Below are 25,158 nucleotides of genomic sequence, written 5' to 3' on the forward strand. Positions count from 1 at the left end.
GGGCAACACGCTATCCACTGCCAATCAGAATGCCAGCCGCCAGAACCAGCGATCCGCCCAGAACCACCTGAAACGCCGAGCGGAAAAAGGGCGTATCCATGAATCTGTTCTGAATCCAGGCGATGGCCCACAGTTCGCAAAACACCACAAGGAAAGCGATAATTGTGGCGGTCCAGAATTCTGGGATCAGATAGGGCAAAGCATGCCCCAGCCCGCCAACAGCAGTCATGACGCCCGAAGCCAGCCCCCGTTTGATGGGCGAACCCCTGCCTGAAAGCTCTCCGTCATCCGATGCAGCCTCGGTAAAGCCCATCGAAATCCCCGCCCCGACCGAGGCGGCCAGCCCGACCAGAAAAGTTGTCCAGGTATCCTGTGTCGCAAAGGCCGTGGCAAAAATAGGTGCCAGTGTCGACACAGACCCGTCCATCAGACCCGCCAAGCCTGGCTGCACCCATGTCAGGATGAATTGCCGGTGTGATGTCGCATCCTCGGATTCGCGGCTGTCTCCATCCAGAAAGGTATCTTCCAATTTCTGGGCTTTAGCCTCATGACCGGCTTCCTCCACGGCCAGATCGCCCAGCAACTTGCGCGTAGCTGCGTCTGATGTGCGGGCGGCGGCTGTCAGATAAAACCGTTCGGCATCGCGTTCCATCATCATTGCTTCTTCACGAATGCGTTCGATACCCAGATTTTCAACCAGCCAGACGGGTCTCCGCGCGTAGTACCCGGCAACATGTTCCCGACGGATCAGGGGTATTACCGACCCGAACCGCTGTTCATGTAGGGCAATCAACCGCGCACGATGCTGATCCTCTTCTGCAGCCATGCCATCAAAAACTCTGGAAGTTGAAGGATACTCTTCTCTCAATTTTTCGGCATATGAGCGGTAGATACGCGCGTCATCCTCCTCCGACGAAATAGCCAGAGCGATAATTTCCTGATCCGTCAGGTCGCGAAAATGTTTGCGTTGGGTGAAGAACCGCATACCTGCCCTCTTTTTAGAATAATTCTAAAATACTGATTGATACAAATCATGCAACCGGTGCCGATAATCGTTGAAACTGAACTGAACGGTTTATAAATTTGAAGAACCGAATTCTTCAGGAGATGTCATGACCCAGGCCGCCACTATCCTTCGCACAGGGCGCAAATTCGATCAGGTTTTGCGTGGCGCGCGCGAGGTGTTCATGGCCGACGGGTTCGAAGGCGCAAGTGTGGACGACATCGCCCGCGCAGCAGGAGTGTCCAAGGCGACACTCTACAGCTATTTTCCTGACAAGCGCCTGCTGTTCATGGAGGTGGCTCAGACGGAATGCCAGCGTATGTCAGAACGCATTCTGTCCATGGTCGACGACTGCAAACCAGTGCGCGAGGTGCTGACCATCGCGGCCGCGCAACTGGTCGGGTTTCTGACCTCGGACTTCGCGCAACAGGTGTTCCGCATCTGCGTGGCCGAACGCGACCGTTTTCCTGAACTGGGCCGCGCATTTTATGCAGCCGGACCGGAGAACGGTCGGCATCAGTTGTGCGAGTATCTTGAGAAAGCCGTTGAGGCAGGTGATCTTGTAATCGAAGACATCCCGATGGCGGCGGAACAGTTTTCGGAACTTTGCAAAGTGCGCCTGTGGACGCGGGCAGTTTTCGGAATTCAAACCACTTTTTCACAGGCCGAAGTGGACGAAGTCGCAATACAGGCCGTGGATACATTTATGGCGCGCTACGGGCGCTGAACAAACTGTAAGAACCGATGAAAAAAGGGCCGCAAATTGCGGCCCTTCAATTCAATATCAGTAGAGCACCACGCTGCGGATGCTTTCGCCCGCATGCATCAGGTCAAAGCCCTTGTTGATGTCATCCAACCCCATGGTGTGGGTGATCATCGGGTCGATCTCGATCTTTCCTTCCATGTACCAGTCAACGATCTTGGGCACATCCGTCCGGCCCCGCGCCCCGCCAAAAGCCGTGCCGCGCCACGAGCGGCCGGTAACCAGTTGGAACGGGCGGGTCGAGATTTCGGCACCTGCAGGCGCGACACCGATGATGATCGATTCACCCCAGCCTTTGTGCGCCGATTCAAGCGCCGCGCGCATCACACCCACATTGCCGGTGGCGTCAAAGGTATAGTCCGCGCCGCCTTTGGTCAGGTTAACCAGATAGGGAACCAGATCACCCTCTACATCACTCGGGTTGACGAAATCGGTCATGCCAAACTTGGTCGCCATCTCGACCTTTGACGGATTGAGGTCGACACCGACGATCTGATCGGCTCCGGCCAGACGCAGGCCTTGGATCACGTTCAGACCAATACCGCCCAGACCGAACACGATGGCGCGGCTACCGATTTCAACCTTGGCCGTGTTGATCACCGCGCCGATGCCGGTAGTCACGCCACAGCCGATATAGCAGATTTTGTCGAAGGGTGCGTCCTCACGCACCTTGGCCAACGCAATCTCAGGCAGGACAGTGTGATTCGCGAAGGTCGAGCAGCCCATGTAATGCAGGATCGGATCGCCATCCAGCGTCGAAAAGCGCGAGGTGCCATCGGGCATCAGACCCTGCCCCTGCGTCTCACGGATCGCCTGACACAGATTGGTCTTGGGGTGCAGACAGTATTCGCATTCCCGGCATTCCGGGGTGTAAAGCGGGATGACGTGATCACCCGGCTTCAGGCTGGTGACGCCCGGTCCGACCTCGACCACCACGCCTGCGCCTTCGTGGCCCAGAATGGCCGGGAACAACCCCTCGGGGTCGGCACCGGACAGGGTGAATTCGTCTGTGTGACAAATGCCGGTGGCTTTGATTTCCACCAGAACCTCACCCGCCTTGGGGCCTTCGAGGTTCACATCCATCACTTCCAAAGGTTTGCCCGCCTGAACTGCGACGGCTGCACGGGTACGCATGGTGCTAATCTCCCTGTCAATTTTGCCCCGACCCTGCGTCAATTACAGGGTGTTTTCAACTGCGCTTTCGTGACAGGTTGGCTAAATATTTGATATTACATATCCGACATAAGCGATTGAAGGAGCGCCAATGTACCGTTTTGTCCCGATTCTGATCATGTTGGCGGCGTGTGCTGAATCAGAGATTCCAATCGAAAGCGCATCCACACCCGAGGCGGCGCCGGTCGATCTGGCCTTCTGCAAGGGAGAGGCGTTCGCCGACTCGATCGGCCAGCCAGTGTCATCGATTCAGGCGAGCCTGCCGGAAAAGGCACGCGTGCTTGGACCGAACGACATTGCCACGCAGGATTATCGGGTTGACCGCCTGAATGTCTTTGTGAACGACGCGGGTGTTATCCAGCGCGTGACCTGCGGTTAAAAACAGCAATCACCCTCGACTCAAGCGTAGATTCCCGGATAAGAACAAAATGAGAACATTTTGTTGACTGTCCGATGCCGAAACGCCGAATACTCTCGTTGTGGTTTCCTCGCCTTGGGGCGGAAAGGCTGATACGCGCCGCCCGTGGCCTGCACGCTGGTCCGCTTGCCGTGGTGGCCGAGCGCGCCAACATGCAGGTCATCACCTCGCTGAATGCGCAAGGGCAGGCCGCTGGTTTGCGCACGGGGCAGCCGGTGCGCGACGCCCATGCCATGTGCGCAACCCTTGTTACACGCCCCCGCAACGCCCCGGCTGAGACTGCGTTTCTGACAGCTCTCAGGCGGTGGGCGGGTAAGTTCAGCCCCTGGGTGGCTGAAGAAGCCCCCGACGGGCTGGTCATTGACCTGTCAGGCTGTGCGCATCTGTTTGGTGGCGAAGAAACTCTGTTGTCCACAGTCGAAACCGATTGCGCCGATATGGGCCTGAGCGTGCAAATGGGCATCGCTGATACGCTGGGCGCGGCCTGGGCGCTGGCGCGCTATGCAGGACAGGAGGCTGCATCGGATCGTACCGGCGACGCCATCAGCCAGGAGGCCCGCGCCACCCGTGCCCGCGCGGGCAAGCGGCGGCACTGGACCAAAGGCGGCGCGGCGCCTCAAGTGGCAGCATCAGGTGGCGGGGCCCGGATTGCGGCACCGGGTCAGGCCTATGGCGCACTCAGCCCATTGCCGATCGCGGCGCTGCGGCTGGACGATCAGACCATCGCGCAACTGAACCGGCTGGGCCTGCGTCGGATCGGTGATCTGCTGGGCCAGCCCCGCGCCAGCCTGGCCCGGCGATTCGGACGGGGTCTGGTGCTGCGGCTGGATCAGGCCATGGGCAGTGCGCCCGAACCGGTCTCGCCTGCCCGTCGCCCACTTCACTTTGCAGTGCGGATGACCCTGCCCAACCCAATTGGCCTGCAAGAGGATGTGATGGCCGCTATCGACCGGGTTCTGCCCACGCTCTGCACCCGGCTGGAAGAAAAGAGGCGCGGGGCGCGAACCCTGCGGCTGGAGGCGCACCGCGCTGACCAGGCTACCGAGGTGATCGAGGTCGGGATGGCCAGTCCAACCTTTGACAAACATCGCATTCGCCCTTTGTTAGAGATGAAAGTTGACAAGATCGATGCAGGCTATGGCATCGACATGCTGCGGCTTGAGGCAGTGCAGACCGAGCCTGTCTACGCCCGCACGCTGTCTGGTCATGCCGAGGCCCGTCAAGCGGTGCGCAACCGTCTGGAGGGTCATACCGCTGTTGATGACCTGATCGGCAAACTGGGCACGCGGGTCGGGCTGGAGACGATCACCCGCTGTCATCCGGCCTCATCCCACATCCCCGAAAAGACGGCGCAAACGCTGGCAGCAGCCTGGTCGAAACCGGCGCGCAACTGGCCCGCCCCTGCCCGCCCCCGTCCTTTGCTGATGTGGCAGCCCGAACCCGTGATGGCCCCCGGTATTCCGGATATTCCGACAGCATTTCGCTGGCGCGGCCGCGACTGGCAACTGGCGCAGGCAACCGGCCCGGAACGGATTGCGCCGGAATGGTGGCTGGACGATCCCAATTGGCGCAGTGGCGTGCGTGATTACTGGACCGTTGTCACCGAACAGGGCGACCGGCTGTGGCTGTTCTATGGCCATGGCGGAACGATGTCAGCAGGCTGGTTCTGCCAGGGGCGTTTCGCGTGAAAACCAGACAAATCTTTGGTTGGGACGAATCGATACCGCGTGTTCCCGGAACCTCAATTGCGGGTGACAAAAATGCTGAAGGCTTGATTTGGCGCGAAAATCCGGCAAGGCTGGGAACATGAACATGCAGCCTCCCAGCCCGTTTCCAACGGGTGCGGCCCCGACGCAGGTCGCCTTCGACCGACGCGAAATGTCTTTGATCCTCTCTGTTTACGGCCGAATGGTGGCTGCAGGAGAGTGGCGCGATTATGGAATATCGAGCCTGCGCGAAACGGCCGTGTTTTCGATTTTCCGACGAACCGCAGAGCATCCCATTTACCGCGTGGAAAAGCATCCGCGCCTGCGATTGCGGCAGGGCATGTATTCGGTCGTCGGGATGGACGGGCGCATTTTGAAACGTGGCCACGACTTGCGTGCGGTCCTGCGGGTGCTGGAACGCAAGCTGATCCGATCGGTTGACCCGGATTAGAGTCTTTTGTGGGCCGTGACAGGTCCATCACCCTGCGCCTCGATCCGGCTGATCGCCACTTTCAATGGTTCAAAGCGGACGGCCATGTGATGGGCATTGGCGTGCAAAAGCGTGTCTTCATCCACAACCCAGGCCACATGCCCCTTCCAGAACATAAGATCCCCGCGTTCGGGGTGGGCTCCATCCGGCAAATTCCTGCCCAGCGCCTGTTCCTGATCGCCACTGTCGCCGGGGCACGAGACACCGCAAGCCAGCAAAGCGGCCTGCACCAAACCCGAACAATCCAGCCCGAACCGGCTGTTTCCGCCCCACAGGTAAGGCGTTCCCAGAAACAGCTCCGCAACTGCAACAGGGTCGGATGAAGTGATGGCTATGGGTTGAACATGGGCTTTAGGAACAAACCCCACGTCTGTCTCCACAAAATTCTTACTTTCGGAAACCACACGAAGCTTGCTGCCAAAACTCAGCGACATGCGATCAGGGCTTTTCATGTCGGGCTCGGAATACACATGCGTCGCTGGCGCACTAACCCAATGAGTCGGCTCAGAAACCGGGCCAAGCGACTCTGAGCGCAACCAACCGGAATACCCGTCTTTTTCCGAAACAATGCGGTTCCAGCCTTCGGCCGTGTCTTCAACCATCACCAAATCGCCGAACAGTAATTGTCTGTCGCGCCGCCCGTTCGGAGCGCTCAGCAAATCAACAACCGGCAAAACCACACTGTACCCGGTCATAGCTTGAGCACCTCGGGCAATGCTTTCAGCAGGGCCCGCGGTCCCTGACCCAGCCCGCCTTTGCTGCGCCCCGGCTCTTTGGCGCGTTGCCACGAGTAGATGTCGAAATGGACATAGGCGCTGTCAGTGACGAACCGGCGCAGAAACAGGGCCGCCGTGATCGACCCGGCAAACCCGCCCGACGGGGCGTTGTCGAGATCGGCAATTCCCGGTTCGATCAATGCCTCATACGGCTCGTGAAACGGCATCCGCCATACCGGGTCGGCCACGATCCTTGCGGCTTTCCCCAGCGATGCCGCCACATCTTCATCGTCGGTATAGAATGGTGCCAGATCAGCCCCTACGGCAACCCGCGCCGCGCCGGTCAGCGTTGCCATCGAAATGATCAGGTCGGGGTTGTCTTCATCCGCCAGCGTCAGGGCATCTGCCAGAACCAGCCTGCCTTCGGCATCCGTATTGTTGATCTCGACGGTCAGCCCCTTGCGCGAGGTCAGGATATCGCCGGGCCTGAAGGCATTGCCGGCCACCGAGTTCTCCACCGCGGGGATCAGAACGCGCAACCGTAGCGGCAAATTCAGCGCCATGATCATCTGCGCCAACCCCAGCACATTCGCAGCCCCGCCCATATCCTTTTTCATCAGGGCCATTGCAGAGGCTGGCTTCAGGTCCAGACCACCGGTGTCAAAGCAGACACCCTTGCCAACCAAAGTCAGTTTTGGTCCGGCCTTTCCCCAGTTCAACTCGATCAGCCGGGGCGATTGATCCGCCGCTCGGCCAACTGCGTGAATCATTGGAAGGTTTCGGTCGTTCAATGCCTCTCCGGAAATGGTCTCACACGACGCTCCGAACTCCTGCGCCATGGCTTCGACCGCTGATTGCAAGGCGTTCGGGCCCATATCGGCCGCCGGAGTGTTGACCAGATCGCGGATCAGGACCTCGGCATTGGCCATGACTTCGACCCGCGTTGCATCGACGCCATCGGGGGCAATCAGTTCCGCCCCGGCAGACGATTGTGCCTTGTAGCGGTCATAGGCATAGCCGGTCATAAGCCAGCCGAAACATTCGACCTCCAATGCATCCGCCGCGACCTCTGAGGCAATGCGATACACGCCCTTGGGCAAGGCCTCTGCCGCCGCAGCCAGCGGAAAGCGTTTGCGCGCACGACTGCCCTTGCTGCCATACCCTGCCACTGCAAAACCGGGCGCCCCGTTGGCTTGGGGTATCAGCAGGGCCTGCCCGATTGCTCCGGTGAACCCGTTTGCATTGATCCACGAACTGACGGCCTCGGACTGGCCGGTAAGCCAGTCTTCCAGATCGGACTTTGCGATAACATGCAGGTCGATGGCCTGATCGGTCGGCTTGGCAAAGGTCAGGGGCATGGGCATCTCGTCCGTGTTGTTGCGCGCCCAGACTAGCCACCCCCGATCCACCCGCAACCCCCGTCAGACGGAAAGATCCTGTTGTTCCCAAACCGCCAGAAGCGACCGCTCGCCAACCCGGATTAGCCTGAACAGCGTCGCGCCCGCTGCAACCGCATCGCCGGAATCGACCGTATCGGTCACGTCGCCGGCCACCCGCGCCAACGCGGTCATGCCGACCTGATCGGCCATTGCAACCAGTGACCGGGCGCTTTTGCGCATGCCAAGCCAGTCGCGCCGCCGCCACAGTTGTTCGCAATTCGACAGACGCGCCGCCATCTCCTCGACCGCGCGGCACAGGACATCCTCGGCACTGTCCTCTCCGAGTTGCCGGTACAGTCCGGCCAGACGATCCGTGTCCAGACGCACGGATTCGCACTGTTGAAGCGTAACTATTTTCTCCACCACATTTACCCCAGTATTTCCCGCCCCCACGGCGTATCCGTATCCTTTGGCCACAATCCTTTGCAAAAGGTTGCGCTTCTCATCGATAATCTCTCGAAATTTGTTTGAATTCGGACTAAATCAGCCGTCAGCATGAAATCGCGGGGACAGAATTATGGATGCTGCCAAACCTTTGCCGAACTACCTGGTACAGCGTTATCACGGTTGGAAGGCCACAACCTATTCCGAGAACCGGGCCTGGTACAGACGGCTTGCAACCGAGGGCCAGCGTCCGCGCGCCATGGTAATATCCTGTTGCGACAGCCGTGTTCACGTCACCTCTATCTTCGGGGCGGATCAGGGCGAGTTTTTCATTCATCGCAACATCGCGAACCTTGTGCCGCCCTATGCACCTGATGGCGATCACCACGGCACCAGTGCCGCCATCGAATATGCGGTCACCGCATTGAAGGTTGCCCATCTGATCGTGCTTGGCCATTCGCAATGCGGTGGCGTTCAGGGCTGCATTGACATGTGCAAGGGCCAGGCCCCGCAACTGGAAGCGAAAGAGAGCTTTGTCGGGCGCTGGATGGATATCCTCAAACCGAAATACGAGCTGGTCGCCGATGTCGAGGACAGCACCGAGCAGGCACGTCAGTTTGAAAGACAAGCCGTTGTTGCATCGCTTGAAAACCTGATGACCTTCCCTTTCGTCTCTTCGGCGGTTCAGGACGGAACGCTGAGTGTGCACGGTCTGTGGACCGACATCGGCGAAGGCGATCTGCAATGTTATGATCCGCAAGAAAAGAAATTCGTTTTGGTCTGATCCGACCGGCACGAAAAGCCAGCGACTAAAAAAGGCGTGCAACGGTACCTGTTGCGCGCCTTTTTTTGATATTCTGGGCCTGCATAGTTTGTTTGGAGCCCAAAATGAGATTGATCAAACGCATTGTGTACTCATTGATCCTGACCGTTCTGGTGATGATTGCCATCTCTTTCGTGTTGCCCGGCAAGGCCCGGGTTTCGCGCAGCATCACGATAGATGCGCCGCCGGACGCGATTTTTCCTTATGTGAATTCCATGCAACTGACTGAACAATGGTCCCCCTGGCTGGCGCGCGATCCGGAAACCAGACTTGCTTATTCCGGCCCCGACGCTGGCGTGGGCAACAAGCTGGCATGGACCTCGGACCATCCACAAGTCGGGTCGGGCACACAGGAAATCATCGAAAGCATCGAGGGGCAACTTGTCAGAACCGCGCTTGATTTTGGTTCGATGGGTAAGGCTACGGCGTCATTCACGCTACAACCCGAAGGGGCAGAAACGCAGGTCACTTGGGGGTTCGAATCCGATCTGGGCCTAAATCCGATGGCACGCTGGATGGGCTTGATGATGGATAAATGGGTCGGTGCGGACTATGAAACCGGGCTTGCCAACCTTAAAGCCGTCGTTGAAAACGCCAACTGAACCGATGCCGTGTTTTCAAAGGCGTTTTCTTTTTCATGGCAGCCGGATCCGGGCCAGAATGCCCAGGTGATCCGACCCCATGAATGGTCGCAGCACGGCCGTTCCGGTTGTACCCTTGGGAACCAGCAAGTTGTCTATGGGCATGGGTATCGCCCAACTACCCAGATTATAGGTATTCAGCGCGGTGCCGAAATTCTGGTTATCTGCGGCCTGCCTGATCCGTTGTACGCTGCCACCCCAGGGGGCCATGTTGAAATCCCCCGCAATCAACACCGGCCCATCCAGCTTCTCAACATGTTCCGCGACTATCTTGCTTTGCTCGAATTGATCAAAGGGAAAGGGCCAGCTCAGATGTACCGACACCACCCAGACCGGCTGCCCGCCCGGTGTCACCACCTGAATTCCGGCAAGCCCTTTACCCGGCAGGCAAAATTCCGAGCTTTCGACAATCGGTAACGACGTCAGAACCGCGACATTCTGCTCGGGCCGGAATTCGCATTTTATTGAATGTGGATACCGGTCGAACAGGTTGCTCATGAATTTCTGGTTGTGGGACGAAACCTCCTGCAAGGTCACAATTTCAGCGTTGGACGCAAGGATATCATCCGCCAGCGAATACCGCGGCCAGGCCTTGGACAACAGGTTCTTTTGATACAGCGTCAGGCACTCGTCATCACAATCAGGCCCTGAGGGAATGAACCCGGACGCGATCGAACCAATGGCGGTAATCGCCAGGGCCAGTGAAATCACCGCAAATCCTTTTGCCCTCACGAACAGCAGCATGGCGGCAAACGCAACCAACAGTACACCCGCCTGCGGTCGCATCAGGGCAATTGAATCACCCGCCGCAAAAAAACGACCGGTAAAACCGAAGATCACCAATCCCATCAGGATCAGCGCGCCGCTCAATACCAGAGCGCGGAAAATTCTGTTTCCTGCAAGACCACGCACGTCTCGCCCCAAATACTCTGCCTGAGCCTGATATTGGTGTGTTTGAAGCAGCACGTCCAGCAAACAAAACACACCATGCAGATCACGAAATTCCGCCCGGTACACGCGCCCTATAAGTGGGGACAGGCCTGTCATCTCGGGCAAAGAAAAGGCCGCTTCGACTGAAGCGGCCCTGACCCAATTCCTCGCGTTTGCCGATCAGCCCTTTTTCAGAACCTCACGGCCTAGAAGTTCGGCGATCTGTACCGCGTTCAGCGCCGCACCCTTGCGCAGGTTGTCCGAAACGCACCAAAGGTTCAGGCCGTTCTCGACGGTCGAATCCTGACGGATGCGGCTGATGAAGGTCGCGAAATCGCCGACGCATTCGACGGGCGAGACGTAGCCACCAGCCTCACGCTTGTCGATCACCATGATGCCGGGGGCCTCGCGCAGGATGTCGCGGGCTTCGTCTTCGTCGAGGAATTCTTCGAATTCGATATTCACGGCCTCGGAATGGCCGACGAAGACCGGTACGCGAACGCAGGTGGCCGTGACCTTGATCGACGGGTCGACGATCTTTTTGGTCTCGACAACCATCTTCCACTCTTCCTTGGTCGAACCATCTTCCATGAAGACGTCGATCTGCGGAATGACGTTAAAGGCGATCTGCTTTTGGAACTTCTTCGGCTCAACCTCGTTGATCGGGTTGTAGACGGCTTTGGTCTGGTCCCACAGCTCGTCCATGCCTTCCTTGCCCGCCCCGGATACCGATTGGTAGGTCGAAACGACAACCCGCTTGATCTTGGCACGATCATGCAGCGGCTTCAGCGCCACAACCATCTGTGCGGTCGAGCAGTTGGGGTTCGCGATGATGTTCTTTTTGGAATAGTCGTGAATTGCCTGCGGATTGCACTCGGGCACGATCAGCGGAATATCCGGATCATAGCGATACAGCGACGAGTTATCGATCACCACACAGCCCGCAGCAGCAGCCTTGGGTGCATAGTCTTTGGTCGCGGCAGAGCCCACGGCGAACAACGCGATATCCCAGCCGGTAAAGTCGAAGGTGGCCAGATCCTGGGTCGTCAGTGTCTTGTCGCCAAAGCTGACTTCGGTGCCCAGCGAACGACGGCTTGCCAGCACGGCAAGTTCATCAACGGGGAACTGGCGTTCAGCCAGAATGTTCAGCATTTCGCGGCCCACGTTACCCGTGGCGCCGACGACAACGACGCGATAGCCCATTTTTAGTCTCCTGAATAAAGGACGCGCGTTCATAGCCGCGTTGCAGAAAAGAAAAAAGGGCTTTCGGAGGTGAATTCAGCGAATGACGCCGAATTGAGGGGGATCAGCCGTCCAGAAGGCGCTCATACAGCGCAACCAGCGCCTTTGCCTCGCCATTGATGTCGAAATTCTGCTCGACATGAATGCGGGCTGCGATGCCGGAACGGGACAGGGAATCACGATCCTGCAACATCGCAGCCGCCGCATCTGTAAGAGCCGGGATATCACCCGGTTCGACAACACGACCAAGGGATGGGTCCGTGACGATCTCGGAAAACGCGCCGACATCGGTGGCGACAACCGGAACGCCACAAGCCATCGCTTCCAGCGGGGTAAGGCCGAACCCCTCCCAGCGCTGCGGGGCGATGAACAGGTCCAGCACCTGATACCACTCGGCGATCTGATCGACGGTTACCTCGGGCATGAACAGGATACGGTCGGACAGACCGGCCCTTGCGACCTTTTCCTTCAGCTCGCCAAGAAAGCTGGTGTGTTTCTCGGTGGCCCGACCCATGACGATGCCCGAAACATCCTCGAACCGCCCGCAAAGGTCGATCATCGCATCGACGAAGGCATCAGTGCCTTTCTGGTGCCGGATTCGGCCATAACACCCCAGCAACAGCCCATCCGGCAGGCCAAGCTGTGCCCGCAGTGCCGCCTTGTCCTTGGGCGGAACAAAATCCTGCAGGTTGATACCGTGCATGATCACCTGCGCGTCGCGTTCAAGATAGCTGGCGGTCTTGCGCGAAGTTGCGACCACCGCGTCCATCCTGTCGATCAGCCATTTGGTGTAACCGGTATGGGCGCGCTGAGAAGCACTGGTGAACAGAAGTTTCAGCTTCAGTCGAAACAACCCACGCAGGATCAGGCCCAACAGCATTTCGGTGTTCCGCCGCGCGTGCCAGACGCGCAGTGTACGGCGCGACAGAAACGGCAAACGCCCCAACGGAATATGCGGAATGTCGGCGGGCAGGCCCGGTCCTGTTGCGGCAATATCGATCCATTGCACCTGCAACGGCACCAACCGCGCGATGGTTGCAGTCACGCCCGACAGTCTGCGTTTCAGATTTGGAGCGATGACGACAGGGTCTTTCACATGGGTCTCCCGAAGGGCGTTGCGTCAGTCCATGCTGTCCCGACTGAACAGATAAATCACGCAACCGATGGCAACGGTGATGGCAAAAAAGCCGAATATCGCTGTGTAGGGCGCGGTTGGTCCCATGTCCACCGTTGCCGCATGAATGCGGCCGGTGGCGAACTGTGCCAGTCCAACGCCGCCCACGCCAAAGAGATTCAGCAGTGTCACTCCCCGGCCAACCAGATGCGGTGGAATAAAGGCGCGCCCATGCGCCATGATTACCGGGAACGCCGCACCTGAAAAACCGATCAGCGCCATCAGCACAACCGACACCCAGACCGCATTATCGATCCAAAGACACAGCAGGAACAGGGACAGGCAGCTCAGAACATTGCCGCCGAAAATCACCCATTTCCGCGTCCCAAGCAGGCGGTCGAGCGGGCCATAGGCAAAGGTACCGGCAATCATCGCGGCCCCCATGATCAGCGTCGCCTGACCGATCTGAGTGGTGCTCAGCCCAAAAATATCCAGCAGATAGGGCCCTGCCCACAATCCGCGCAATGCTCCGGACGGTGCATAGGCCACCAGCATCAGCGGCAGGATCGTCCAAAGCGCGGGCTCTTTCAGCAGATCGATCAGCGATCCCTTGTGTTCGGTCTCGACCCGCTTGGGATCATGCACCGTGAACCAGATCCCGGCGGCCACCACCGCCGAAATCACCGCCAAACCCGCAAGGGTCGCGCGCCAGCCCATCAGTTCCACGGCCAGCGCCGTTGGATAAGATGCCACCAGATTTCCGACCGACCCCACACCCAGCATGACAGCGGCAAGCGTGGCGAATTTTGCCGGAGGGAACTCGCGCGCAAATATGAAGTACGATGCCATCAGAACCGGTGAACATCCGATCCCGATCAAAGACATTGCAAGGGCCACGTGAAACGGCGTCGTTGCAACGGCAAACAAGGCCGCACCGCCCGCACCACCGATCATCAGCAAAACGGCCGAGGTGACCCGCGGCCCGATTCGGTCCAACGCCCATCCCACCGGGATCTGCATGGCCGCAAAGATCAGGAACCACAGCCCCGAGGCAAAGGCCAGATCCTCAGGCGTCGCACCGATATCGCGTCCCAGATCAGCCGTCAGAACCGCCAGAAACGCGCGGAAGAACTGGCTAAGCACATAGGCAAGACACAACACCACCAATCCTGCCTGCATGTCCTGCCCCCTGCTTCGAACCTCTGCCAGGATGCTTGGCACGTCCCGGCGATGCACACAAGCACGTGTGGTTTGTTGCAAATACCGGTTCCGGGGTATCAACACGTTAATGTTGCAACCAAACGCATCAATGGGGGGACAATGGCGGATACGCAAAGCTCGTTCTACGAAGACCTGACCCTAATGCGTGATTTCGCCTCACTTGCGGAGCCCGTGCAGTTTTCTCCGGTTCCGGATGATTGGTATGTGGGCATCACCGACATCGTGAACTCAACCGGCGAAATCGAGAATGGCCGGTACAAGACGGTAAACATGGTGGGTGCTGCAGTGATCTCTGCCATGATCAACGCATTGAACGGCAAGCGGTTTCCTTATGTTTTTGGTGGCGACGGAGCTTCCTTTGCCGTGCCCGGCGAGGATGCGGATGCTACACGCGCGGCGCTTGCCAAGCTGCGATGCTGGGCACGGGAAGAGTTCTCCATCGAATTGCGCGCCGCGCTGATCCCGGTGGCGGATATCCGAAACACTGGCCGCGACATTCGGGTTGCACGCTATGCTGCGTCAGACGGCGTGGATTATGCCATGTTCAACGGCGGCGGTCTGGCCTGGGCGGAAACAAAAATGAAAGCGGGGGCTTATGAGGTACCTCCGGCCCACCCCGGCGCACAACCAGACCTGACCGGCCTGTCCTGCCGCTGGTCCAACTGCCATGCGCAGAACGGGCACATCGTATCCCTGATCATTCAGCCAACACAAAAGGCAAGCGAACGCGATTTCGCCGATCTTGCCCAGCGTATCGTTGCGCTTTCGGACGGGCTGGAGCGGGGCGGTCATCCTGTGCCGCTCAATGGCCCTCCGATGAACTGGCCGCCCCCGGGGCTGAATCTGGATGCACACGTATCGCGCGCCGGACGAAACCTCGGATTGCAAAAAGTGTTCCTGCTGGGTCAAAACCTGCTGATCTGGCTGTTGTTCAAATCCGGCAGGGCCATGGGCAGCTTTGATCCAGAGCATTACCGGCAGATGGTCAGCAAAAACGCCGATTTCCGTAAATTCGATGACGGGTTACGAATGACCCTGGATTGCGATGACGCAACGCTGAGCAGGATAACGACCATGCTGGAAGAAGCATGGGAGGGGCGCAAAATCCGCTATGGGATGCACGCTCAGACCGAGGCGATGATGACCTGCTTTGTACCTTCTGCAACGCAGGACGATCACGTTCATTTCGTTGATGGTGCATCCGGTGGCTATGCCCGCGCAGCCGCCACCATGAAAGGTTGAATTCCGCTACCTGTTCCCGCGCAAACGCCCGACGACACCTGTGGGAAAGAAATAGACCGACAGGATGAACAATACACCCAGCCAAAGCAGCCAACGATCCGCGCTGAGCAGTTGCGGCAACACCGGTAAACCTTCAACAAGCCCCGAAGCCGTCCCCATCAAGGCCTGCAGATAGTTCTGGGCGATCACAAATACCGTGGCCCCGATGATGGCCCCATACATCGTACCCATTCCACCGATCACCACCATCAAAAGGATATCGATCATGATCTCCATCGACAGAACCGTATCCGGCCCCACATATCGCAACCAGATAGCGTAAAGGCTGCCGGCCAAAGCCGCGACCGCGGCCGACAGGCATGTGGCGGCAACACGATATTGCACCACCCGATATCCGATCGATTCGGCGCGAAAGTCGTTTTCCCTGATCGCCTGCAAGACCCGCCCAAATGGCGAATTCACGACCCGCAACATCAACAGGAACAGAACGAGACTGCCAAAGAAGATCAGGTAGTAGGCCAGCAACTTGCCATTCAGTTTGACGCCGAACAGCTCACCACCAAATTTGAACGCAGGCCCCAATGCCCGTGGTGTTTTGAAGGTCAGACCATCCTCTCCGCCGGTCAGACCTGACAGCTGACTGACAAGAACTGCAACCGCTGATGCCACCGCAAGCGTGATCATCGCAAAAAAGATGGCCCTGACGCGCAGCGAAAACAGGCCGATAATCAGGGCCAGTATTGCCGCAACCACGGCCCCGGCCACCGAACCCAGCATCAGCGCATCAAACCCGCGACCCAAATGTGTCGAAGCCAATGCCACGCCGTAGGCCCCGATCCCGAAAAACATGGTATGCGCAAAGCTGACGATACCGCCGTAGCCAAGCAACAGATCATAGCTGGCCACCAGAACAACAAAGATACAGATACGTGCCGCCGTATCCACGGTCCGCACACCGGGAAACAGAAACGGCGCCAGCGCAAGACAGATCAGAATGACGCCGAGGATCAGGGCCAGAGGAACCGAGCGGGGCGTGTCGCCCGAAAGAACAGCTTTGATCATTTTGCTTTCACCACAGGGATCATGCCCATCGGGCGCCACATCAGAATCGCGACCATCAGTCCGATGTTCGAAATCAGGGCAACTTTAGGCTCTAAAAAGGCAACATAGTTCTGCATAAGGCCCACAAGTAGCGCGCCGATAAAGCACCCTTCGACACTGCCCAGCCCGCCGATGATCACCACGATGAAAATCAGGATCATGGCCTGATTGCCCATATGCGCCGTGATGACCTCCTGATAAAGGCCCCACATCACACCGCCCAGCCCGGCCAGCGCCGAACCAGCAATGAATACACCGACAAAGACCAGCCGCAGGCGATAACCCAGCGCCTCGACCATCTCGCCGTTTTCCACGCCCGCGCGAACGATCAGCCCGATCTTGGTCCGGCGCAGAACCCACCGCATGACGGCAAAGACAACCAGCCCGACCCCAACCGCAACCAGACGGTATTTCTCGATCGCAGCACCGGCAAACGTTACCGCACCTTTCAACGCCTCTGGCCGTGCGATGTAAATCTCCTCCGGTCCCCACAAGACGATGATCAACTGCTCAACAACGATCAGACCACCCATCGTGACCAGAATCTGCTTGAGATGATGACCATAGACCGGCTCGACAATCACCTTTTCAAAGGCCCAGCCCATCGCACCGGTTGCCGCCATGGCCCCGAACACCGCCACCATCAGCGCGGCGAGGTTCAGCGCCAGTGATGGCGCGGACGTCATCTGCCCCAGCACCAGCAACACCGACACTCCGACAAACGCCCCGACCGAGACAAAGGCGCCGTGGCCGAAATTGATGACATCCATCAACCCGAACACCAGCGTCAAACCGGACGCCATGATAAAGATCATCATCCCCATCGCCAGCCCCGATACCGTCAGGGTCAACCAGGACGTGGAACTTGGGATCACCAGAAACCCAAGGATGATCAGCGCAGGAATCAGCAGGACAGGCATCCATGGCGTCAGCCGCTCCACCAGTGAAAGCCGGGCAATCGTAGGCGCGTGTTCAGGTGCCGCAGTCATGACAATTTCCGCTTCTTCCTCTTGCAAAAAGTAGCCCCGCCGGAGGCTGAATATCTCCGGCGCCACCGTTCCGGTTCACCATCACGTCGCCTCCATGCTCAGGCCCATCAGCCGCTCTTGAAGGTCCGCGTCACCGGCAAGTTCCGCCATCTGGCCGGCCCACACCATGCGCCCGTCATCCATGACATTGGCGCTGTCGCCCAGCGCTTTTGCAACCGAGAAGTTCTGCTCGACCAGCAGGATTGAAGCGCCCTGCTCCTTCAGGTCCTTCAGGGCCCTCGCCATGGTCGAGATGATGGCCGGAGCCAGCCCCTTGGTCGGTTCATCAATCAGATACAGGCGGCGTTCCTCAATCATGGCCCGCGCGATGGACAGCATCTGTTTCTGTCCCCCGGACAGAGTCCCGGCCTCGGATTTCCAGAAAGTCCTGAGCGGCGGAAAAGCGGAAAAGACCCAATCCAACCGGTTCGGATCTATGGCACCGGAAACGGCGGCCAGAGTCATGTTTTCCTCGACCGTCAGGTCAGAGAAAATGCCCATGTCTTCAGGCACGAAACCAACGCCCGCCCGTGCGATTGCCGGGGTCGGTATCCGGGTAATATCCTCGCCATCAAACAGGATACGTCCCTGATGCGCGCGCCAGTGCCCCATGATTGTCCGCAAAGTGGTTGTCTTGCCGACGCCGTTGCGTCCCAACAGCATGGTCACCGCACCGCGCGGCACTTCCAGGTCGACGCCCTGCAGAATGTGATACTGCGCGATGTTGGTATAGACGCCTTCAAGCCTGAGAATTGGATCAGACATTTTCCAGCTCCCGCCCCATATAGGCTTCCTGCACCACATCCGACGCCATCACCTCGGCAGGTGGCCCGTCAGCTGCCAGAGCGCCATTGTGCAAAACGATGATCCGATCAGCCAGCGTCCGGATCACATCCATCTTGTGCTCGACCAGCAATATGGTGCGGTCGGTCAGTTCTTTCAGTTCGGCGATCAGATCCAGAACGACGGGCGCTTCGTCCACGCTCATCCCGGCGGTGGGTTCGTCGAACATGAAAACGCTTGGGTCCAGCGCAATCAGCAGCGCGACCTCCAGTTTCCGCTGATTACCATGGGACAGTTCGGATACGACCTGATCGCGGCTGTCCAGCAGACGCACCCGCTGCAGGATGGCATCGGCAGCATCCGTCAGCTCGGCGTGACTGATTGCCATCGATAGCAGATTGAACCCCTGACCGGACCGGGCCTGAACCACAAGCCGAACGTTCTCAAGTACAGTCAGGTTCGGAAACAGATTGGTCAGTTGAAACGCGCGGCCAATTCCCGCCTTGGTCCGGCGCGATACCGACTGACCCGAAATATCATTTCCACGCAGAAAGACCCGACCAGCCGAGGCGGGGATTTGACCCGATATCAGGTTGAAATAGGTCGTCTTGCCTGCGCCATTTGGGCCAACGATAGCCGTCAGCTCTCCGGCATCAAACGAACAGGTCACCGTGTCCACCGCGACATGACCGCCGAAACGAACTGTCAGGTCCTCGGTTGCAAGAATAGGGGAGGGCATGGCTGTGGGCGTCTCTTTTCAAAGGACCGGCCCGAAACCCCGCAGGTTCCGGACCGGACAAGGTCACAGGGATTACTGGTTGCGAACAGGGATCGGAAGATCGTCTATCGTCAACTCACGGACAAGCTCGGGGATGGCCCACTCGACGTTGTCATCCACCTTGATCTTGAAGTGGTACATGGATTGCATCGCCTGATGGTCTTCGGGGCGGAACTTCATCTTGCCCTTGGGCGTTTCCCACTCCATGCCTTCCATGGCAGTGATCAACTCCTCGGTGTCGGCACCCCCTGCCTTCTTGATCGCTTCGACTACGGCAATGCCCGCCGCCATGCCACCCGCTGTGAAGAAGTCAGGTGGTGTGCCAAAACGCGCTTCGTGCTCTTTCACCAGCCAGTCGTTCACCGGATTATCCGGAATGTCATAGTAGTAATAGGTCGCGCCCTGCATGCCCGGAAAATCCTTATAGCCTTTCATGGCCGCCAGAATGTTCCCGCCTGTCGCGATCTCGATACCAAAACGACTGGGATCCATCGCGTTGATCTTGCCCATCGGGTTACCGCCACCGGCCCAGATGATGAACAGGCGCTTTTCACCGTCCAGATCCTTCATCGCGTTGAAAATCCGTTCCGCTGCGGCCGTAAAGTCCGTGGTGTCGGTTGGCACATATTCTTCGTGCACAATACCCGACCCGGCCCCTTCCAGCGCCTCCTTGAAGGCAGCGATACCATCGCGGCCAAAGGCATAGTCCTGCGCCAGCGTTGCGATATGGACACCTTCACCCGCCAAGGCAATCGCGTTGGCAACCGCATCTTGCGAGGAGTTGCGGCCCGTACGGAATACATAGCGATTCCAGTTTTCGCCGGTAATGGAATCCGCCACTGCAGGTTCCACGATCAGCAGTTTTTCGTATTCTTCGGCGACCGGCAGCATCGCCAGTGCAACGCCGGAACTGACCGGGCCTACCGCCAGATCAACTTCGTCATCGCCATAGGCTTCTTCCAGCAATGCCTTGCCGTTCTCAGGCTTGAGCTGAGTGTCCTTTTCGATCACGACGATTTTCTCGCCATTGACTTCCATGGTGCCGCCGGTGGCATATTCCAGCCCCAGCATCAGCCCGTCATGGGATTGTTTGGCATAAGCCTCGAACGGGCCTGTCTTGCCATAGACATGGGCGATCTTGATGTCGGCCGTTGCGGCTGTTGCCAGCGCGAGTGCAGACACCATCCCTGCGCACAGAATGCGTTTCACGTTACTCCTCCCCGGTGGTGCGCCACGGTTTCGGCGCTGAAATATCTGAATGAGATGAAGCTAACGGCGAGGGGGGGTTTGGGTCAATTATGCGGAAATACGTATTCCTTATTTGGCCTGCCAATGCGCAGACAAAGACCGCGCATTCTTGGCCAGAACCATCACATCGATCCCAACCGCCAGAAACTGCGCACCCATATCCAGATAGGCCTGCGTCGCCTCTTCTGTCGTGCCCAGAATGCCCGGTGCTTTGCCGGCAGCCTTGATGCGGGATATTGCATCGGCAACCACTGCGCGCACCTCAGGCGCGGCGCTGTTTCCCTGAAATCCCATATCCGTTGACAGATCCGCAGGGCCGATGAAAACGCCATCGACACCATCCACCTGCAAAATCTCGTCCAGGGCCGCAATGCCCGCGCGATTTTCCACCTGTACCAGCAGACAGACCTGTTGATCTGCTGTTTGAATGTACTCGCCTGCCGTTCCGAACATGGTTGCACGTGCGGCGGTTGCGCCTACCCCGCGTACCCCGTGTGGCGGGTACCGGCACGCCCGCACCAGCTCGCGCGTTTGTTCCGCGCTTTCCACGATCGGCACCAGTATCGTCTGCGCACCCGCATCCAGCACCATCTTGATCATCCAGGTTTCGCCAACAGGAACACGCACAACTGGATGCGAGGGGCTGTTCGCAAGGGCCATCAACTGATCGCGGATCGACCGGATGTCGTTTGGCGCGTGCTCTCCGTCGATCACCAGCCAGTCGAAACCGGTTGTTCCCATGATCTCTGCCACGCTTGCCTCGGCAAAGCTCATCCAGCAACCAATCAGCCGTTCACCCTTTATCAGAGCCTGTTTGAACCTGTTTACCGGAGCTGGCATTGCATAATCCCTTCAGGCGAAATTGATATGAACCGAACCGAACGGCCCGAAATCGGCGTGGAACACAGATCCGGCCGGGGCTTCGATCGGGCGGATGAACGAGCCCGACAAAACGATATCCCCGGCTTCGATGGCAAGTCCATACCCGGCCATGCGCCGGGCCAGCCACAGAACCGAGGTAGCAGGATCGTTCAGAACCCCGGCGCCAAGGCCTGTTTCCTCAACCGTCCCGTTTCGCGTCACCAACGCACCGACCCAGCGCAGATCACGGGCGTCGACACGGTGGCGTTCGTGCCCCAGAACAACCCCTGCATTTGCGGCGTTGTCGCTGATGGTATCCGTCACGACCCGCGCCTGTCCCGATTCGGGATCGGCGCGCAGGATGCGCGTGTCGAGGATTTCCAGCGACGGACAAACATAGTCAGTCGCGGCCAGCACATCCTCGCGCGAGCAATCCGCTCCGGCAAGCGGCGCTTTCATGACAAACGCAATCTCGGCCTCGATACGAGGCTGGATGAACCGCCCGGCGGGAACAGTGCCGCCGGTATCGAAAGCCATATCGTCCAGCAAAACGCCGCTATCCGGCGTGTCGATGCCCAGCGCGTCCTGCATGGCACGGCTGGTCAGACCGATTTTCCAGCCGATCCGCCGTCTTCCCGTTGCCAGCTTTCGGTCGACCAGACGCTTCTGTACGGCATACGCGTCGTCCAGCGTCATGCCCGGATAGCGCAGGCTCAACAGGCCGCATTGTTTCCCGCTCACCTCAGCCTCAAACAAGGTCTCGGCGGCTTCCTTGTGCTGATCCGGTGTCATTCGTCAGCCACCGTGTTGACCAGCTTGCCGATACCTTCGGCCTCAACCTCGATGACGTCTCCGGGTTTCAGAAAGCGGGGCGGATCAAAGCGGGCCCCCGCACCTGTGGGCGTACCGGTAATGATGATGTCACCAGGCACCAGCGTCGTGAAGGTCGAGATATATTCGATCTGACGCCGGATCGGAAACAACATCCGGCTGGTCCGGTCTTCCTGGCGCAATTCGCCATTCACCTTCGTGGTCAGACGAATGTTGTCCAGTTGCGCAGATGCTGAAAAAGGCACTAGCCAAGGGCCAATTGCCCCGGAACTGTCCCAGTTCTTGCCTTGGGTGACATTGAACTTCGCATGCCGCACCCAGTCACGCAGCGTGCCTTCGTTGCACAGTGACACCGCCGCGATATGCTCATACGCCTTGTCCTGCGGAATGCGTCGACCGCCTTTGCCGATGATCACGGCAATCTCGCCCTCATAGTCCAGCTGAGGCGTTTCCGGCGGGCGGATCAATGGCCGCTCTGCCCCGGTGAACGATCTGGGGAACCGGATGAACAGCGACATGTTCGGCGGCGCGTCCTTGCCATCCTTGTATTCCGCATTGCGGTCCGGGAAATTCACGCCAACGCAGATAATCTTTTCCGGCGCGGGGATCGGAATTTCATAGGCAAAGCTGCCGTTGGGATGGGTGACGTCCCTACCCTTGGCGGCCATCGCCAGATCGTGCAGCCCGTCAGCCCCGATCACCTCGCGCAGAGTCGGCCAGTCGGGGAATTCCGGCGACAGCGCGATCATGCCGCCTTCAGTCGCGACACCATAGAATGTCTCACCATTTGAACTGAATGTAGCAAACCGCATCACGCAAGCCCTCGTGCAATTTCAGTGATGACGTCATAGGCCATCATCACATCCTTTTCCGTCGTCTCGAACTGACCTGCCTGAAACCGGATCGCCAGATCACCATCCACGCGGGTCTGCGTCAGGTAGATGCGCCCGTCGTCATTGATGGCGTTCACCAGACGCAGGTTCAAATCATCCAGATCGGCATTCGATTCCGGCACGAACCGGAAGGTCCAGAGCGACCACATCGGCTGAGTCACAATCTGAAAATCTGGTTCCGCAGCCAGCTTGTCATGCAGGGCCTGAGACCATTTCACATGATTGCGCACCCGTTCGCGCAAACCCTCCAACCCGTAGGCACGGATCAGAAACCACAGCTTGAGCGCGCGGAACCGTCTGCCCAGCGGCACCGACCATTCGGAATAGTTGATGATGCCGTCCTTGCCATGGGTCTTGAGGAATTCGGGGCTGATGGCAAGCGTTTGGGTCAGATCCTCGGGCGAACGGACAAAATGCACCGAGCCATCGAATTGCCCGCCGATCCACTTATAGGGGTTGAAAACAATGGAATCGGCCCGTTCAACACCGGCCCAGAGAGCGCGAAACTCGGGGCAGATCATCGCGTTTCCGGCCCATGCGGCATCAACGTGAAGATAAAGACCTTCTTCACGCGCGACGTCCGCGACATCCGAGATGTTGTCAGTTGCGCCAACACCCGTCCCACCGACACAAGCAACAATTCCTGCGGGGGTTAACCCCGCTTCACGATCAGCCCGAATGGCTTCCCGCAGTTTTTCAACCTGCATGCCGCGATTTGGACCCTCTATGGGAATGCGAACAAGGTTGTCTTCACCGATACCCGCGATCCAGATTGCCCGGTCGATCGAGGTATGAACTTCGCCAGAGGCATAGACCCGAACCGGTGATTGACCTGCAAGACCCTTTGTATTGCCCTGCCAGTTCAGCGCCCGCTCGCGCATGGTCAGAACGGCGGCAAGGGTCGCTCCGCTTGCGCTGTCCTGAATGACACCATGAAACCCGTCCGGCAAGCCCAAACCCTGACGCAACCAGTCCAGAACACGGGTTTCCATTTCTGTGGCCGCCGGAGATGTCTGCCACAGCATGCACTGTGGCGAAACGGTGGCGATCAGGTAGTCGGCCAGCACGGATGGCGGCGTCGCGTTGCTCGGGAAATAGGCAAAGAACCGGGGGTGCTGCCAATGGGTAATCCCCGGCATCACGATGTCTTCGAAATCCTTGAAGATTTCCTCCATCGCCTCGGACGTCTCTGGCGGGCTGACCGGAAGCGCATTCAGAATATCTCCGGGCTCGGAACGCGCCCGTACCGGTTTATCACCGACGGTCAGGTGATAGTCCTGCGACCAGTCGGCTACCTTTTTGCCCCAACTAGCAAATTCGTACCATTTCATTCCTGACCCCTTATGGCGCGATGATGGGTTGCGCGTTCAGTGCGCTCTGAACCGTTTTGGCCCCTTCGAAAGTCGAGCCCTCTTCGAACCAGCTGCGCGGTGCGGGGGCGCCCCACAATGTCTGACGCTGGGGATCGGTCAGCGACCATTTGATCGGCTCAAGATCGGGATCGACGGTCTGATAGTCCGAGCAGTAGATTTCGATCCGATGCCCGTCAGGATCACGCACATACAGGAAAAATGCGTTGGAAATTCCATGGCGACCCGGTCCTCGTTCGATATTGTCCACGTAGCCAGTGGTGGACATCAGATCGAGAAGGTCAATGATGTTCAGCGGGTTCGGTACCCAAAACGCGGTGTGGTGCAGACGCGGGCCAAGTCCGTTGGTAAAGGCCACATCATGCACCCCACCCTTGCGGTGCATCCAGGCGGCCCAGACCTTACCGCTTTCGTCGTCTTCGGTGAACTCAGTAACGCGGAATCCCATGTGATTGTAGAACGCAACCGAGGCATCCACATCTGCCGAGAACATGTTGAAATGATCGATCCGCAGTGGTTTTACCCCATTATAGAGCCTGTACTTCTGGTGAATCGGCTCAAGTCGATCCATTTTGACGTAGAACTCCAGCGGAATGCCCCACGGATCACGGGTGCGCAGTGTGCGGCCCATATGCGGGCGCTCGACCCAGTCCACGGGCAGACCACGAGCCGAAAAGAACTCTGCCGCCTTGTCCAGATCCGGCTCGTCAAACAGCTTGAAACCAAGCACTCCGACCTCGGCCAGATCAGCCTGTACCAGAACAATGCAATGATGCCCGCGTTCCTCCATGGCTCGCAGATAGATGTGGGTATCATCTTCGTGCGTGACCTGAAGGCCCAAAGTGTCCACGTAAAATGCGCGCGACGCGGCCAAATCGGTGACGCGGTATTCAACGTGGCTCAGCCGGACGATGTTGAACGACGGATAGAGGTTTGGTGCGGGTACAGGCATGTTTGTCC

At 58.5% G+C, this 25,158-nt stretch carries 26 protein-coding genes; 7 read left to right on the plus strand and 19 right to left on the minus strand.

Annotated elements, in window-relative coordinates; genetic code table 11:
- Window positions 1-10: 10 nt before the first annotated feature.
- Window positions 11-985: an iron exporter MbfA gene (mbfA, locus tag ACR0NW_RS14425; protein WP_480450925.1), complete on the minus strand. Its 975-nt coding sequence runs from the start codon at window positions 983-985 to the stop codon at window positions 11-13.
- 127 nt (window positions 986-1,112) lie between these two features.
- Between mbfA and ACR0NW_RS14430 the strand changes: the two genes are divergently transcribed.
- Entirely contained in the window at window positions 1,113-1,730 is a 618-nt protein-coding gene (locus tag ACR0NW_RS14430) for a TetR/AcrR family transcriptional regulator (protein ID WP_480450927.1), read from the plus strand.
- 57 nt (window positions 1,731-1,787) lie between these two features.
- Here ACR0NW_RS14430 and ACR0NW_RS14435 read toward each other — a convergent pair whose 3' ends face one another.
- A complete protein-coding gene (locus ACR0NW_RS14435; RefSeq protein ID WP_480450928.1) occupies window positions 1,788-2,900 on the minus strand; it encodes an S-(hydroxymethyl)glutathione dehydrogenase/class III alcohol dehydrogenase in 1,113 nt (370 codons plus the stop codon).
- 130 nt (window positions 2,901-3,030) lie between these two features.
- Between ACR0NW_RS14435 and ACR0NW_RS14440 the strand changes: the two genes are divergently transcribed.
- From ACR0NW_RS14440 to ACR0NW_RS14450, 3 genes are all read left to right on the plus strand, one after another.
- Window positions 3,031-3,318, plus strand: a complete 288-nt coding sequence (locus ACR0NW_RS14440) for an I78 family peptidase inhibitor (RefSeq protein ID WP_480450929.1) — start codon at window positions 3,031-3,033, stop codon at window positions 3,316-3,318.
- A gap of 74 nt (window positions 3,319-3,392) precedes the next feature.
- Window positions 3,393-5,045: a DUF6504 family protein gene (locus ACR0NW_RS14445; protein ID WP_480450930.1), complete on the plus strand. Its 1,653-nt coding sequence runs from the start codon at window positions 3,393-3,395 to the stop codon at window positions 5,043-5,045.
- A 118-nt stretch (window positions 5,046-5,163) separates the two neighbouring features.
- Entirely contained in the window at window positions 5,164-5,514 is a 351-nt protein-coding gene (locus tag ACR0NW_RS14450; RefSeq protein WP_480450932.1) for a DUF2794 domain-containing protein, read from the plus strand.
- Here ACR0NW_RS14450 and ACR0NW_RS14455 read toward each other — a convergent pair.
- The 3 genes from ACR0NW_RS14455 to ACR0NW_RS14465 all read right to left on the minus strand — a co-directional run bounded on the left by ACR0NW_RS14455 (window position 5,511) and on the right by ACR0NW_RS14465 (window position 8,071).
- Entirely contained in the window at window positions 5,511-6,248 is a 738-nt protein-coding gene (locus ACR0NW_RS14455; protein ID WP_480450934.1) for a C40 family peptidase, read from the minus strand. The genes ACR0NW_RS14450 and ACR0NW_RS14455 overlap by 4 nt on opposite strands.
- The gene (locus ACR0NW_RS14460) at window positions 6,245-7,627 is read right to left on the minus strand and encodes a leucyl aminopeptidase family protein (RefSeq protein ID WP_480450936.1); all 1,383 of its coding nucleotides are present in this window, start codon (window positions 7,625-7,627) and stop codon (window positions 6,245-6,247) included. The genes ACR0NW_RS14455 and ACR0NW_RS14460 overlap by 4 nt, the downstream gene beginning before the upstream one ends.
- A gap of 63 nt (window positions 7,628-7,690) precedes the next feature.
- Window positions 7,691-8,071, minus strand: a complete 381-nt coding sequence (locus tag ACR0NW_RS14465) for a hypothetical protein (RefSeq protein ID WP_480450937.1) — start codon at window positions 8,069-8,071, stop codon at window positions 7,691-7,693.
- 154 nt (window positions 8,072-8,225) lie between these two features.
- On the opposite strand from ACR0NW_RS14465, the gene ACR0NW_RS14470 reads away from it, so the two are divergent.
- Complete coding sequence (locus ACR0NW_RS14470) at window positions 8,226-8,876, plus strand: carbonic anhydrase (RefSeq protein ID WP_170653490.1); 651 nt, start codon at window positions 8,226-8,228, stop codon at window positions 8,874-8,876.
- A gap of 104 nt (window positions 8,877-8,980) precedes the next feature.
- Window positions 8,981-9,517 (plus strand): SRPBCC family protein, encoded by a 537-nt coding sequence (locus tag ACR0NW_RS14475; RefSeq protein ID WP_480450939.1) that lies wholly within the window; start codon window positions 8,981-8,983, stop codon window positions 9,515-9,517.
- Between the two features lie 33 nt (window positions 9,518-9,550).
- Here the strand turns inward: ACR0NW_RS14475 and ACR0NW_RS14480 are convergent, their stop codons facing one another.
- From ACR0NW_RS14480 to ACR0NW_RS14495, 4 genes are all read right to left on the minus strand, one after another.
- Window positions 9,551-10,468: an endonuclease/exonuclease/phosphatase family protein gene (locus tag ACR0NW_RS14480; RefSeq protein WP_480450940.1), complete on the minus strand. Its 918-nt coding sequence runs from the start codon at window positions 10,466-10,468 to the stop codon at window positions 9,551-9,553.
- Between the two features lie 198 nt (window positions 10,469-10,666).
- Window positions 10,667-11,689: an aspartate-semialdehyde dehydrogenase gene (locus ACR0NW_RS14485; RefSeq protein ID WP_170653484.1), complete on the minus strand. Its 1,023-nt coding sequence runs from the start codon at window positions 11,687-11,689 to the stop codon at window positions 10,667-10,669.
- Window positions 11,690-11,792: 103 nt separating this feature from the next.
- Entirely contained in the window at window positions 11,793-12,824 is a 1,032-nt protein-coding gene (locus ACR0NW_RS14490) for a glycosyltransferase family 4 protein (RefSeq protein ID WP_480450942.1), read from the minus strand.
- 24 nt (window positions 12,825-12,848) lie between these two features.
- Complete coding sequence (locus ACR0NW_RS14495) at window positions 12,849-14,021, minus strand: MFS transporter (RefSeq protein ID WP_480450944.1); 1,173 nt, start codon at window positions 14,019-14,021, stop codon at window positions 12,849-12,851.
- Between the two features lie 141 nt (window positions 14,022-14,162).
- On the opposite strand from ACR0NW_RS14495, the gene ACR0NW_RS14500 reads away from it, so the two are divergent.
- Window positions 14,163-15,305 (plus strand): DUF3095 domain-containing protein, encoded by a 1,143-nt coding sequence (locus ACR0NW_RS14500; protein ID WP_480450945.1) that lies wholly within the window; start codon window positions 14,163-14,165, stop codon window positions 15,303-15,305.
- A gap of 6 nt (window positions 15,306-15,311) precedes the next feature.
- Here ACR0NW_RS14500 and ACR0NW_RS14505 read toward each other — a convergent pair whose 3' ends face one another.
- The 10 genes from ACR0NW_RS14505 to hpaD form a co-directional block, all read right to left on the minus strand.
- Complete coding sequence (locus ACR0NW_RS14505) at window positions 15,312-16,367, minus strand: branched-chain amino acid ABC transporter permease (protein WP_170653477.1); 1,056 nt, start codon at window positions 16,365-16,367, stop codon at window positions 15,312-15,314.
- Window positions 16,364-17,395 carry a branched-chain amino acid ABC transporter permease gene (locus tag ACR0NW_RS14510; protein ID WP_170653474.1) on the minus strand — a complete coding sequence of 344 codons (1,032 nt, stop codon included), beginning with the start codon at window positions 17,393-17,395 and terminating at the stop codon, window positions 16,364-16,366. Before ACR0NW_RS14510 ends, ACR0NW_RS14505 begins: the two co-directional genes overlap by 4 nt.
- An 81-nt stretch (window positions 17,396-17,476) precedes the next feature.
- Window positions 17,477-18,199 carry an ABC transporter ATP-binding protein gene (locus ACR0NW_RS14515; protein WP_480450946.1) on the minus strand — a complete coding sequence of 241 codons (723 nt, stop codon included), beginning with the start codon at window positions 18,197-18,199 and terminating at the stop codon, window positions 17,477-17,479.
- The gene (locus ACR0NW_RS14520) at window positions 18,192-18,956 is read right to left on the minus strand and encodes an ABC transporter ATP-binding protein (RefSeq protein ID WP_480450947.1); all 765 of its coding nucleotides are present in this window, start codon (window positions 18,954-18,956) and stop codon (window positions 18,192-18,194) included. The genes ACR0NW_RS14515 and ACR0NW_RS14520 overlap by 8 nt, the downstream gene beginning before the upstream one ends.
- A gap of 72 nt (window positions 18,957-19,028) precedes the next feature.
- Window positions 19,029-20,204, minus strand: coding sequence for a substrate-binding domain-containing protein (locus tag ACR0NW_RS14525; RefSeq protein WP_170653468.1), 1,176 nt, complete (start codon window positions 20,202-20,204; stop codon window positions 19,029-19,031).
- A 108-nt stretch (window positions 20,205-20,312) separates the two neighbouring features.
- Entirely contained in the window at window positions 20,313-21,083 is a 771-nt protein-coding gene (locus ACR0NW_RS14530; protein WP_480450948.1) for an HpcH/HpaI aldolase family protein, read from the minus strand.
- A 12-nt stretch (window positions 21,084-21,095) separates the two neighbouring features.
- The gene (gene hpaH / locus ACR0NW_RS14535; RefSeq protein ID WP_480450949.1) at window positions 21,096-21,896 is read right to left on the minus strand and encodes a 2-oxo-hept-4-ene-1,7-dioate hydratase; all 801 of its coding nucleotides are present in this window, start codon (window positions 21,894-21,896) and stop codon (window positions 21,096-21,098) included.
- Window positions 21,893-22,747, minus strand: coding sequence for a fumarylacetoacetate hydrolase family protein (locus ACR0NW_RS14540; RefSeq protein WP_480450951.1), 855 nt, complete (start codon window positions 22,745-22,747; stop codon window positions 21,893-21,895). Before ACR0NW_RS14540 ends, hpaH begins: the two co-directional genes overlap by 4 nt.
- On the minus strand, window positions 22,747-24,159 hold the full coding sequence (locus ACR0NW_RS14545) for a pyridoxal phosphate-dependent decarboxylase family protein (RefSeq protein WP_480450952.1): 1,413 nt from the start codon (window positions 24,157-24,159) through the stop codon (window positions 22,747-22,749). The genes ACR0NW_RS14540 and ACR0NW_RS14545 overlap by 1 nt, the downstream gene beginning before the upstream one ends.
- A 10-nt stretch (window positions 24,160-24,169) precedes the next feature.
- Entirely contained in the window at window positions 24,170-25,150 is a 981-nt protein-coding gene (gene hpaD, locus ACR0NW_RS14550) for a 3,4-dihydroxyphenylacetate 2,3-dioxygenase (protein ID WP_480450953.1), read from the minus strand.
- Window positions 25,151-25,158 lie beyond the last annotated feature (8 nt).

This window comes from Ruegeria sp. CF5 (assembly GCF_056537325.1).